This window comes from Silicimonas lutimaris (assembly GCF_047314965.1).
Classification (GTDB): Bacteria; Pseudomonadota; Alphaproteobacteria; order Rhodobacterales; family Rhodobacteraceae; genus JAVJUV01.
Genome location: NZ_JBLBVK010000020.1, coordinates 1 through 10,258, shown reverse-complemented (window position 1 = coordinate 10,258; position 10,258 = coordinate 1). Strand labels below are relative to the sequence as shown.

Here is a 10,258-nt window from a genome sequence, read left to right as displayed (position 1 = left end):
TGGGGATGATCAGGCGGAGCGGGGTGATCTCGGTTCCCAGCACCTTGGAGACCACCACGAAGGGCACCGCGATGATCGGTTGGAGAACGGCCACTGCGACGACAAACCAGAACGGGTGCCTATCGGCGAAACCGCGAATTGGGTCCATGTGCCCATCTCCCAGTAATGGACTCACATTATTAAACGATGCGTTCCGTTTCTATTATTGTCAAGTTTCTCGAAATCCGCTTTACGAAAGACACAGGTTCGGATGAAACGAGTGAATGAACGATAGGAAAGAGAATGGTGCCGGTCGCAGCGGTGGTCGCCCAAGAAGCGAGCGATCCAAAGCCGCCATACTCGCGGCGGTAAGAAAGCTGCTGCTTAAAGACGGCTATGTGAACTTGACCATAGAAGCCGTCGCTCAAGAGGCCGGTGTCAGCAAGGCAACCATCTACCGCTGGTGGAAGACCAAAGGTGAGTTGGTCCTGGAAGCGACAGAACAGGAGATCGCCATCGGGACAGTGCCCGACACAGGAGACTCCAGGGCCGACATGGATGCCGCCATAGGTCAACTTATTGACACGTTCACGCGTCCCCTGGCCTCTATCGTCATCTTTGCAGCAATCACAACGGGTGGCAGTGATCCGAAGATGGCGCAGATCTTTCGCGACCGGTTCGTCTACCCTTGGCGTGTCTCGGCATTTGAAGCTCTGGAGCGCGCGCGAAGAAGGGGTGAAATCTCGGCTGAGGACCTGCATTTCTTACTCGATATGATCGTCGGCACCGTCTTTCAACGCACCCTAGTGGTGAAAGTACCGATGATCGAAGGGCTCAAAGAGAACTTGCTGGGGATAATTTTCGGCAGGGACAAGTCGACCTGAAATCCCTTCGCCGCGAGGCAACGGCCTAGCGCCAAGGTCGACATAGTCCAATCTGTCCAAACGGCCGTTCTGTCCCGCAACGCGGTCATCGAGCCCATTATGGCTGAGGTCTGCTTTGTCCTCTTATGCCGACCTTCGCTTCCGAACGGATGGATCGAGGTCGGCCAATGGCCGCTTGTTACAGAAGCGGACATTCGCAGAAATGAGGGTAATGACCGAGTAGCGGACAAAGGGTGAGTCCGCTGCGTTTGCGCAGTAGGCTGCTTTCGTCCGCTTTGCGGACCCTCACCTTGGATTGCGCACAAGTTGCACGCCTACAGTGGCTACAACCTTGATTCAGGTGGACGGACTTTCCAATCCTCCATAGCAGCTGCATCATTGTGTGCTGCAAGTCGCACCTCAACTCTGACCGCAAGATCAGAAAGGGCACCCCGCCCGCCTGAAAAACTGCCCGAGACCGGCACGATTTGGTGAATGCCGCGACCGACTGCGACTGGAATCAGGTTCCGTGACCCGAAGCTCCGGTTCGTAGGATCGAAGGCAATCCATCCGGCACCGGGGACAAATATCTCGACCCAGGCATGGGTGGACCCGGAACCCGCAGACCCAAGGAGGCTTTCTTCAGCATCGGACAGATAGCCGGATACGATGCGGGAACCGAGTCTAAGCGTGCGCGCGGCTTCGGCGAGCAAGACCGCAAGATCACGGCACGAGCCCCATCGCCGGTCCAGCGTCTCGATCGGTGACTGGGTGCCTTCAGTGTCGCGGCTTTGGTAGGCAATCTGGGTGAACACACCATTGCTGATGTCCTTCAGCAAAGACAGCGTGTCGGTCGGACGCGCCATGACAAATCCCTCGACCCATCGGGAAAGCCGGCCGTCCGGGTCGGGGTATTGCGGAACAGTCAACGCGCCCAGATCGGTCCATTCGTCGGCGGCGTAGTCAAGGGGGTACTGCGCGGCCGAGGCGGCGATGGCAAAGACCGGCCATGCAGGCGCGGTGAGATCCACTGTGGCACGGCTCTCGATCACCAGTTGATCCGCCAGGCCGTCAACGACGGCGGTGGCGACAGCGTTGCCGGCCACGTCATGCGCCCAGGTTACCGTCGCCGTCGGAGAAATGGAGAGGGCATGCGCAAGTAGTCGCAATTCCCTTGTTTCGCGGGGACGCAGCATCAACCTGTGCGGCCCGAGAGACACCTCGTGACGGTATCGGTAGGTTGTGGTGTGAACGATGTCGAGGCAGGCCAAAATGGAGATCCAGTGTGGTTCGGGGAAGACGGCGCGCGGCTGTGGGGATCAGCGGCGGCGAGATGCGCCCGGGCTGATTGGCGCGGCGTTCCGCCAGGCGTTCAACCCCTTGCAGCGTCGGCAAATTCGTTCTCCGAAGCCTTCGCTCCAGAACGAGGTTTCGCATCGCAGGCATCGGCGTTCTTGCGGAACATCACCCACGGCCCTTCGGGTCGCGATGTCCGGTACGTCACCTTCGGCGAAGGCCTTGTCCGCCATCACGTTTTTCCCGCAGCCAGACGGGTGCGCAAGGGCGGCGGCGAGTCCGGTCGCGTAGGCATGCCTTCGTTTTCGGCGGTCCGGATCGACTCTTCGTCCCGCGCTCCTCGGGAGGTCGTCTTCGAAGGCGGCGCAGCCAGGTTCGGATCGGACGTCCCAGACCGGGAATAGAGATGTCGCAGGTGCGCCTCGGAGACCCCGTCGGCCTTCATCACAAGCTGCACCATCGGATCAGCCAGCATTTCTTCAAGGAAAAAGTCGGACAACTCCCTGCCGGTCAGCTTGTCCCTCGCGCGTGCTTGATCGAGGTCGGCAAGGGAAACGGTCAGAGTCCGTGCAAGTCCCGGATGAGATATCCGGGGATGAAGCTTCACAAGTACGGAGGCTTTCCAGGCTGCGGGATCCCGTTGATCAGGGGGTGAAGCCACCTCCGTTTCGATCTCGTACTCTCCCGCCGGGAGCGTCTCGTCAAAGCCCGGAACGGTGAACGGCCGGGAAAAGACTGCAACGGTCTTGCTCGTCAGATCTTCCATTCGCGCATTCCTTTCCCATGGTGCTGTGGGCGGTCCGCGCCCCTCACGGGAATGAGGCGCGTAACCGGTGTACACCCTCAAGATGTCTTGGAATTGGCGGGTGCATCCTTGCCAGAAGCCTTGGGCTCGGTCTCCTTGGCAGGGGTCGTTGCTGTTTTCGCAGGCTTGGGCTTTAACGCAGCCGCAGCCCTGGCGGTCAGGTCCTTGAAGGACATGTCATCAATCCTTTGACTATCCGACGCCAACTCCTCGTCCATGTCGGACCGGGATACCTGACATCGGTAATACATATATGGGGGCTGGCGACCGGAATTACGATGGCGCGTGGGAAACGAATCCAAGGTCGGTCAGGTCAATTCATCAGTCCATACCTTGAATTCCGTCAAAGTGTTCTGACCGAATGTCTGGGTCAAAGGGACATCAGCGGCATCGCGGCCCCGCGCGATCAGGATTCTCGCAAACCTCGGCTTGTTGTTGCGCGGGTCGAACATGTGCCATTCTCCAGCAAGGAATACCTCCATCCAGGCGGCAAAATCCCCTGGCGGATGAGGCAGAGGTTCACCGATGTCGCTCAGATATCCGGTGCAGTAGCGGGCAGGAATGTTCATGCAACGACACAGCGCGATGGCGAGATGGGCAAAGTCGCGGCAAACACCCTGCCCCTCGGCGAGGGTCTGCGACGCGGTGCGCGTCGCCTTTGCCTGCATATAGTCGAAGCGGACATGTCCATGCACGAAATCGCAGATCGCCTGGACGCGTGACCATCCGAGGTCCGTGGTCTCGAATAGGCGCCACGCCTCCTCCGACAGAAGGTCGGTATCGCAATACCGGCTTCCCTGCAGAAACACGAGGGTCTCGAATGGCAGATCCTGAACCGCGTGCTGCCGCGCGCCGGGCATGGAGGGATCAGGCTGGCCCGTGTCGCGGAAGATGCCATCCGTCGACAGGCAGAAGTCGCCCGCCGGAGCGAGGACGCGCGTGCACCAATTGCCGAAGCCGTCGCGATAGCTTTCAAGCGGCACGCTGGGCGACGTCACAAGATAGTCGGCACGTTCCAGATCGCCGAAGCGCGAGTAGTGGACGTTCAGCATCGCAATCAGCGGCGTCGACTGCGGGAAGCTGTATCGCAGCCGGCACCCGATGCTGACGCGCATGCCAGACGCGACACGACGAGATACATCCGCATCAGCGTCCAAGGATGCACATCCCGTCCGAGAGCCGGAAGCCTCGATTGCAGCTCCACCGGTTGCCGGATCGGTCGAGATAGGCGTTCTCCGGCAGATCGATGGCGACGCAGTCGCCATTCAGCACCTCGTATCCGCGCTCGCAGCTCCAGCCCGGTCCATAGGATGCCTCGTCCAGATAGGCATTCGATGGCACGACAACGGCGTCGCATCGGTCGTCGATCTTGACGAAGCCTCGCTCGCAAACCCAGGCGGCGCCGTAGTCTGCGTTGGTCAGATACGCGTTCTTTGGCACGGCAATCGGCGAACATGTCCCTGCAAGAGCTTCATAGCCACGATCACAGGTCCATCCAGTCCCCGAGTGATCGTCTGTCAGGTAGGCACGCTGGGGGAGTACGATGGGCACGCATGCCTCGTCCTCCTGCCGGAACCCGCGTTCGCATTGCCAATCGTAACCGAAAGACCGGAGGAAGGCATTCGCGGGCACCGGGATGGGATTGCACGACGTCCCGTCCACCTCCTCGTACCCTCGGTCGCACTCCCACCCCGTCCCGTAGGAGCGCCCGGTTGGATAAGCATGCTCAGGGATATCGAGAGGCAGGCATTCGGCGCCCTCCACACGGAAACCTAGATCGCAGTCCCATCCGCCGCCGTAGCTGCGCGGCTGGGCGTTCTCCGGCATTGGGCCGGTTCCATCCTGCGCAAGCACGGGAAAGGCGAAAGAGGCGATCACACCGGCTATGGCTGCCGTCCTCGCGATCAGCCTCGCCAAGGGATGTCTCATCGCAACTTGTTCCTTGGCTGACCAGAGCCGGCCGGTTGCCGCGCGAGTCCTCGATAGCCCAAGCGTGAGCGTTCCGGTCAGCCGTCGAGGGGGCGCGGCCGGTAGCGGGGAGGCTCTGGAATTCGGTCTCGTTGGCATGCCTTCGTTCCCAGCCACCTGGATCGCGAAGTCCTGCGGGAGTGTCGGGTGGGTGCTGCTAGTCATCGGGGCGACAATTTGTGCAAGGCTGCAGCGGCAAGAGCATGTTCCTTCTGGTGGTAGTCGCCGCGGAACTTGCCATCGACCTGCACCTCCCAGATGCCGTTTCTTTCGCGCACCTGAACCCCACTGCGCTGCGTTGGCCGGTTCATGGAAGAATCGTGTGCTCCTCTGCTTTTCGGCGGCACGGGTTTCATGTCGGTCATTTCGGGCTCCTTCGCCTTTGGCACGCGCGCTTCTCCGAGGAGCATCACAGCGCGAATGAATTCTGCCGCATAATCGTCGGTTTCGCGGTGGTCGTGTTCGTGCCTGGACATACTCATCGGCTCGACGAAGCGTTCTCGAAGGTGGTCCACGAAACGCGGCTCGGTACGGGCTATGTAGGCGATCAGAGCTTGCAGGATCCGTTCATGAGCCAGCACACGCCGTTCGAGGTCGGTTGTCTCGGGTGAAGCTATCGGCATGGCGCGGTTCATCCTTCATCAACCGCGCTTTCCGGGCGCTCCGGCAACGAGTCAACATCAAGGGCTGCGAGGCAGGCCTGCGCGATATCGCGGTTCGGAGCATCTGTTCCGGGCACCGTCGCCCAGCCCGCCTCCATCAGTGCATCGCGCCGCTGATAGGTCGAGGCGGCCCGGATCGTTTCAAGCTTTTCGACCCGTGCTGGGTCAGACTGTGCCATGTCGAGGCAGACCGGTACCATGGAGGCAACGACATCGTCTCGGGACATCGCCATCGCCCTGTCATTCGCTGTTCCGCCGGTCACCCAGCCACCCCACGTGAATCCGACGACACCGACAAAGACAGCACCGATCACGGCACCATAGATGCCGGGTTTGAGCCATTCGGGAGTATTCATGTTCTATCCTCCTGCGGAGAAGGCGCCGCCTCGCCGTGATTGTTCGTCTCAGTCGCGGCCCGATCCCCGCTCAGCGCCTCTTTCAGGTCGCTGTCGGAAATCGCCCGTAACTCTGTCCGTCCCGCATGACCGCCCCTTCCGCGCACCGTTAGGTAGGTCGCGGTCCGGCGATACGCGTCGAAGCTGAGCCCTTGTAGAAGTTCTTCTTCGACGAGAACCTCGTAGTCGCCCGCGGGCAAATCGCCCGGGTATCCCGGCAAAGTGAACCGGTTCGAAAACGTCACCGTCGATCTGGTCGACCGCATGTTCATCCCTGGTCTCCGCGATCTTGGCAGATCCGTCGCTCACCACTGTTGACGGCCCTTTTGGGTGCGGGACGGACCAGTGGAACGATTTAGTGTCTTTTACCTCGGGATCGTCCGACTGGTGCTGACGCATGTTAGTCCCGGGCACCGAACCGCTGTGAACTTCCTGGGGGGCAGTCGTCTGCACTGACCTGTGTAAGGGCGGCGAGGCCGACCTGCGCGTATCCTTTGTGAAACAGGGGCGATCTGCGTTCCTGCAAACCTTGAAAGGATTGGCAATGGCCGACCCCAATGTTCTCAACCCGTACCCGCCCGAGTTCGAACGATTTCTCCATGCTACCGTCGGCGAGGACCGGAATGGCTATGCCGTGACTGTGCTCTCCACGCTTGCGCGGCTTGGCCTCGATCCATGGAACGAAACCGCTGAACTGGTCACCCTGGGGCGCGACGCCGCACCGGCGCGATTGGGGGCACTGCTTGCCCGATTTCGGGACGTTCCTGCGCTCGCCAGCGATCACGGCAAGGTCGCACGAGACTTGAGCCAGCTGCTCCCCGAAGACCGGGCGTCAGGTAGTTTGAAGCGAGCCGCCTCGACGGTGGCCGGCGGCCGGCCGGGTACAAGCGGAGCGATCTGGGCGGTGCTCGCGATCATCTTTGTACTGTTTCAGATGTTCATGGTTGGCGGGTCGGGGTCAGGCGAATGACCGTTTCAATCGAGACCGCGAAGAGACCGGCACATGCGGCACACAAGTCCGGCACGCTATCGCCTCGCGAACAGGGCATACTCTGGGACATGGAGGAACACTTCTGGACCAGTGGCGCCGACAGTGCGCGGGCGACGACAGCGACCAACGCAGTCATGGTCTTCCCCTATCCGCCCGGGATCCTCCAGGGTGACCAGATCTGGACCCATCTTCGGGAAAGGACCGGCTGGCGCTCCGTTGTCATGGCCGAACGGCGCGTGATGCGGTGTCATGACATCGCCATTCTCACCTATCGCGTCTCGGCAGAGAAACCCGATGTGCCGATCTACAAGGCCCTCTGTGCCTCTACCTACCTCAACGATGACGACAGCTGGCTGAGAATCTCACACCAACAGACTGCCGTGACTTGAGACCAGCCTTTCGCGTGAACCCCCAAGGTTATTTGCCCGCACGCTTGGTATTGCCTCACAACCGGAACCGTCGTCGCAACCCGACTGCCGACCAAATCAACCTGCAGAAGGCATCCGGCCTAACCTGCGTCAGTGCGGTGGGGTACTGACATCGGCTAATTGATGCGTGCCCGCCAAATACTTGGTGGCGCGGTTTCCCGAGTACCAGAGAAGCGTGTGGGCGTGTCGAGCCCCAAAAGCTTTGCATGTTCACACGCTTCTTCTTTCTCGGAGCGTCCAGGAAAGGACAATCCCAATGACACCCCAAGAGACCAAGACCGCAGAAAAGATGACGTCCGTCAAATCCGCGTGGGACAAGGCGCCTTCCGGCCCGAAGAAGGATGCAGCCCTCAAGCACTATCAGGCTGCAGAAAAAGCACATGAAGCGCATGATGACGCTTTGACGAACAAGGAACTGAACGCCGCGTCGAACGCGCTTGCGTGATGCCCAGCCTTTGACGTGATCACCGGGGCCGCCTTTCCGGATCGCGGCCTTCACGAAACCGGCATCTACAAGCAACGGCTAACATACATCAGTGCAGAACCGGACGACGTGAGGCACTGTCGTTATTGCCCGCCAGAAGCCCGGCGGAAACACTATCCAAGCTCCCAACCTCTCTGAAACCAATGGAACCTCGTCAATTCGAGTGACCATTGGAAATTGGGCGCTTGGGCCAGTCCAGGAAAGGACTACCCAATGACATCTATTCCGAAAATCATCTCGACCGCCCGGATTGCCCGACTGAAGCTGCTCTTCGGGTCGGCTGTGATCTTCGCCTCCATGGCTGCTGCTGGGCAGGCGGAAAGCCTCTACCCCCAACCGATCCAACAGGCTCAGACGGCTGACGTAGTGCGCCCGACCGCTCGTCCCAATCAGAACAATTGTACGATTCTCGAGCGCGAGGCGCAGATGTCGCCCGTTGAATGCGGAAGGCTTACACTCAACGACGTGGTAAAACGCCTGACCGCGATTAGAAATGCCGACAATAGCAAGTAAACGCATTTCTTGGAGGTGGCGAAGATTAACTTCTGAAAAGCCAATCGCCGCTTTGTCCGATCGACAGAGCGGCGATATTCGTCACTTCAGCAAAGGTCCGGTCTGATCCAGATATGCTGGATCAAACTCTGCGAGTTCCACCAATCGGTCATGGTCGTGGAACGTCACGCGGCCGTCCCGGAAGGTCACCAGTCCACTCTCGCGAAGCTGGCGCAGAACGCGGTTTACGTGGATGGCACTCAGCCCCAGCGCATCCGCGAGGTGGTACTGGGTCAGCGGGCAGTCATACCCATCCTTGGCCGCCATGCCCACCAGCGCAAGCCTCAATCCCAGTTCCAGCAGGAAATGCGCCATGCGGGCCTCCGCATTACGCCGGCCGATCCCGACGAGATGTTCCACGACCATCGCTTCGTCCCTTGACGCCGCCCAGAGTATGGCGGTCGCAAGACGCGGCGTCCGTGCGAAGGCATCGAGAAGATCGCTCGCCAGCACTTCGGCGGCCTCGATGTCGACGATGGGCTCGAAGCTGTGGTCCGAGGTGCGCAACAGGACGCTGCGCAATCCCAGAAAATCCCCCGGCACCTGGAAATCGACGATCTGCCGGGTCCCGTCGGCCTGGAGCTTGTAGGAGCAGACCCAACCCGACGACAGAATGTATGCGGCCTGAGCCGACTGGCCCTGATGCACCATATCACGCCCCGCGACGAAGGAGCGGCGACGCTGATGAAGTCGTTCAAGCACGGCCAACTCGACCTCCGACAGGGCGACGAAGGCAGAGAGCTTGCGGGTCAGGGCGCTATGTTCAACTGATGGCATGGGGCCTCCTGGCGTGTCGTGACCCAAGAGCAGAAATCGGCTCGGGCACTGCTTTGGATCAGTCCAGCATAGAGCACTTCCTGCGAGATGTACGGATGCATCTGAATCTCGCCTTCCACGGGGATCACGATGCCAAGGAAGGAAACTCAGATGCCCACAGTGAGCGAACATGCAGGCCAGGCCGCCCTGTCAATCTGCGAGGCGCTCCTGCTTGCCTTGAACGATCGCGGGGTGTTGCCGGAGCACGAAATCGTTGGAGTTCTTCGCGACGCCGCGGCGACTCATGAGAATGCCGTTGGCACCGAACTCGAAATGGAAAATCACCGGGCCGTCGCCGAAATGATCAATTCGATCATCGCTGGCGGGAACTCTGTCCGACGCCCGTGATGCAATATCGCGGCGGACGCGATCCGCAGTCTCGCAGTTGAAGCCGAACATGTTATCCGTCCGACCATTTGAAAGCACAACAAACATGAAATTGGAGGAAACCAGATGTCCAAAGGCAACAAGAAGCGTGGAAATCGTGAAGTGAAGAAACCGAAGAAAGTAAAGGAGCAGCTCCCGGCAACGGCTGATTTCGCCAAGGAAAAGACGCCATTCAATATCGGGAACAAACGGAAGTAAACGTCGATAGTCGGCTCGCAAACAATTTACCCCAATTGTTTGCGGCCTCAACCTCGCAAAGAGCACGAGACTGCGCGATAGAAACGTGAACACCTGTTGCACACGACGCGCCACAAACAACTGATATTCCTTCGCAATCGCCTCCATTCGTTGCTGAACAGACGCGTAGTACGTCTTCGAATGACCGCTTTGAACCGGATTACAGACCTTGGTGCAGGGCGCAGCATTCGGTAGTTTGGGCTCGAAGCAGCCGATTGGCTGAAACTGCTCGATGTCCGAAAAGCGGGACAGAACAGTGTCCTTCCCCCCTAGAACTGGGCCATTACTTTGGCCGCGAGAGGGGGATTGGGCATGGCGAGGAAGCGACATTCAGACGAAGACATCTTGAAGCTGCTGCGTGAGATTGAGCTGAAGCTGACGGCTGGTGGTGATGT

The 10,258-nt window shown here is 59.8% G+C and carries 15 protein-coding genes; 7 read left to right on the top strand and 8 right to left on the bottom strand.

Annotated features, from left to right (window positions below; translation table 11 throughout):
- Positions 1-263: 263 nt before the first annotated feature.
- Entirely contained in the window at positions 264-863 is a 600-nt protein-coding gene (locus tag ACKLNI_RS00760; RefSeq protein ID WP_413717078.1) for a TetR/AcrR family transcriptional regulator, read from the top strand.
- Between the two features lie 323 nt (positions 864-1,186).
- Here ACKLNI_RS00760 and ACKLNI_RS00755 read toward each other — a convergent pair whose 3' ends face one another.
- From ACKLNI_RS00755 to ACKLNI_RS00725, 7 genes are all read right to left on the bottom strand, one after another.
- Positions 1,187-2,113, bottom strand: coding sequence for a transglutaminase family protein (locus ACKLNI_RS00755; protein WP_413717077.1), 927 nt, complete (start codon positions 2,111-2,113; stop codon positions 1,187-1,189).
- Positions 2,114-2,370: 257 nt separating this feature from the next.
- Positions 2,371-2,904: a hypothetical protein gene (locus tag ACKLNI_RS00750; protein ID WP_413717076.1), complete on the bottom strand. Its 534-nt coding sequence runs from the start codon at positions 2,902-2,904 to the stop codon at positions 2,371-2,373.
- 347 nt (positions 2,905-3,251) lie between these two features.
- Positions 3,252-4,058: a transglutaminase-like domain-containing protein gene (locus ACKLNI_RS00745; RefSeq protein ID WP_413717079.1), complete on the bottom strand. Its 807-nt coding sequence runs from the start codon at positions 4,056-4,058 to the stop codon at positions 3,252-3,254.
- Between the two features lie 31 nt (positions 4,059-4,089).
- Positions 4,090-4,872 carry a hypothetical protein gene (locus ACKLNI_RS00740; protein WP_413717075.1) on the bottom strand — a complete coding sequence of 261 codons (783 nt, stop codon included), beginning with the start codon at positions 4,870-4,872 and terminating at the stop codon, positions 4,090-4,092.
- Positions 4,873-5,072: 200 nt separating this feature from the next.
- A complete protein-coding gene (locus ACKLNI_RS00735) occupies positions 5,073-5,534 on the bottom strand; it encodes a hypothetical protein (protein ID WP_413717074.1) in 462 nt (153 codons plus the stop codon).
- Between the two features lie 8 nt (positions 5,535-5,542).
- Positions 5,543-5,929, bottom strand: a complete 387-nt coding sequence (locus tag ACKLNI_RS00730) for a hypothetical protein (RefSeq protein WP_413717073.1) — start codon at positions 5,927-5,929, stop codon at positions 5,543-5,545.
- Positions 5,926-6,240 carry a hypothetical protein gene (locus tag ACKLNI_RS00725; RefSeq protein ID WP_413717072.1) on the bottom strand — a complete coding sequence of 105 codons (315 nt, stop codon included), beginning with the start codon at positions 6,238-6,240 and terminating at the stop codon, positions 5,926-5,928. The genes ACKLNI_RS00730 and ACKLNI_RS00725 overlap by 4 nt, the downstream gene beginning before the upstream one ends.
- A gap of 272 nt (positions 6,241-6,512) precedes the next feature.
- Between ACKLNI_RS00725 and ACKLNI_RS00720 the strand changes: the two genes are divergently transcribed.
- From ACKLNI_RS00720 to ACKLNI_RS00705, 4 genes are all read left to right on the top strand, one after another.
- On the top strand, positions 6,513-6,938 hold the full coding sequence (locus ACKLNI_RS00720; protein WP_413717071.1) for a hypothetical protein: 426 nt from the start codon (positions 6,513-6,515) through the stop codon (positions 6,936-6,938).
- Positions 6,935-7,348 carry a hypothetical protein gene (locus ACKLNI_RS00715; protein WP_413717070.1) on the top strand — a complete coding sequence of 138 codons (414 nt, stop codon included), beginning with the start codon at positions 6,935-6,937 and terminating at the stop codon, positions 7,346-7,348. Before ACKLNI_RS00720 ends, ACKLNI_RS00715 begins: the two co-directional genes overlap by 4 nt.
- 295 nt (positions 7,349-7,643) lie before the next feature.
- Positions 7,644-7,832, top strand: a complete 189-nt coding sequence (locus tag ACKLNI_RS00710) for a hypothetical protein (RefSeq protein WP_413717069.1) — start codon at positions 7,644-7,646, stop codon at positions 7,830-7,832.
- 252 nt (positions 7,833-8,084) lie between these two features.
- Entirely contained in the window at positions 8,085-8,384 is a 300-nt protein-coding gene (locus tag ACKLNI_RS00705; protein WP_413717068.1) for a hypothetical protein, read from the top strand.
- Positions 8,385-8,465: 81 nt separating this feature from the next.
- On the opposite strand, the gene ACKLNI_RS00700 is transcribed toward ACKLNI_RS00705, so the two are convergent.
- Positions 8,466-9,200: a Crp/Fnr family transcriptional regulator gene (locus tag ACKLNI_RS00700; protein WP_413717067.1), complete on the bottom strand. Its 735-nt coding sequence runs from the start codon at positions 9,198-9,200 to the stop codon at positions 8,466-8,468.
- Between the two features lie 150 nt (positions 9,201-9,350).
- On the opposite strand from ACKLNI_RS00700, the gene ACKLNI_RS00695 reads away from it, so the two are divergent.
- Both ACKLNI_RS00695 and ACKLNI_RS00690 read left to right on the top strand, forming a co-directional pair.
- A complete protein-coding gene (locus tag ACKLNI_RS00695; RefSeq protein ID WP_413717066.1) occupies positions 9,351-9,587 on the top strand; it encodes a hypothetical protein in 237 nt (78 codons plus the stop codon).
- Positions 9,588-9,692: 105 nt separating this feature from the next.
- Entirely contained in the window at positions 9,693-9,824 is a 132-nt protein-coding gene (locus tag ACKLNI_RS00690) for a hypothetical protein (protein ID WP_413717065.1), read from the top strand.
- Positions 9,825-10,258: the final 434 nt, after the last annotated feature.

Coding starts and splice junctions, on each gene's coding strand:
- ACKLNI_RS00760 (WP_413717078.1), top strand. CDS start 264: ATGAACGATAGGAAAGAGAATGGTGCCGGTCGCAGCGGTGGTCGCCCA.
- ACKLNI_RS00750 (WP_413717076.1), bottom strand. CDS start 2,904: ATGGAAGATCTGACGAGCAAGACCGTTGCAGTCTTTTCCCGGCCGTTC.
- ACKLNI_RS00745 (WP_413717079.1), bottom strand. CDS start 4,058: ATGCGCGTCAGCATCGGGTGCCGGCTGCGATACAGCTTCCCGCAGTCG.
- ACKLNI_RS00740 (WP_413717075.1), bottom strand. CDS start 4,872: ATGAGACATCCCTTGGCGAGGCTGATCGCGAGGACGGCAGCCATAGCC.
- ACKLNI_RS00735 (WP_413717074.1), bottom strand. CDS start 5,534: ATGCCGATAGCTTCACCCGAGACAACCGACCTCGAACGGCGTGTGCTG.
- ACKLNI_RS00730 (WP_413717073.1), bottom strand. CDS start 5,929: ATGAATACTCCCGAATGGCTCAAACCCGGCATCTATGGTGCCGTGATC.
- ACKLNI_RS00725 (WP_413717072.1), bottom strand. CDS start 6,240: ATGAACATGCGGTCGACCAGATCGACGGTGACGTTTTCGAACCGGTTC.
- ACKLNI_RS00720 (WP_413717071.1), top strand. CDS start 6,513: ATGGCCGACCCCAATGTTCTCAACCCGTACCCGCCCGAGTTCGAACGA.
- ACKLNI_RS00715 (WP_413717070.1), top strand. CDS start 6,935: ATGACCGTTTCAATCGAGACCGCGAAGAGACCGGCACATGCGGCACAC.
- ACKLNI_RS00710 (WP_413717069.1), top strand. CDS start 7,644: ATGACACCCCAAGAGACCAAGACCGCAGAAAAGATGACGTCCGTCAAA.
- ACKLNI_RS00705 (WP_413717068.1), top strand. CDS start 8,085: ATGACATCTATTCCGAAAATCATCTCGACCGCCCGGATTGCCCGACTG.
- ACKLNI_RS00700 (WP_413717067.1), bottom strand. CDS start 9,200: ATGCCATCAGTTGAACATAGCGCCCTGACCCGCAAGCTCTCTGCCTTC.
- ACKLNI_RS00695 (WP_413717066.1), top strand. CDS start 9,351: ATGCCCACAGTGAGCGAACATGCAGGCCAGGCCGCCCTGTCAATCTGC.
- ACKLNI_RS00690 (WP_413717065.1), top strand. CDS start 9,693: ATGTCCAAAGGCAACAAGAAGCGTGGAAATCGTGAAGTGAAGAAACCG.